Below are 231 nucleotides of genomic sequence, written 5' to 3' on the forward strand. Positions count from 1 at the left end.
TCTTGTGTATTTGCCCGCTTTGATTCAGCCGCTGAGGCTGAAAATGTTTTACAAAATGTGCCGGAACATTGGCATGCTTTTACTGCCAAAGGCTGCAACGAATCACCGTTGAGTCTTTGTGCAAAAGACTTCGATAGAAGTCTGAATGTAACTGCAAATTGATAGAGTTGAGTAAAAACAGTTGGGGTATCGCCAAGCGGTAAGGCAACGGGTTTTGATCCCGTCATTCCC

Source organism: Methylophaga sp. UBA1464, assembly GCF_002325665.1.
Taxonomy (GTDB): domain Bacteria; phylum Pseudomonadota; class Gammaproteobacteria; order Nitrosococcales; family Methylophagaceae; genus Methylophaga.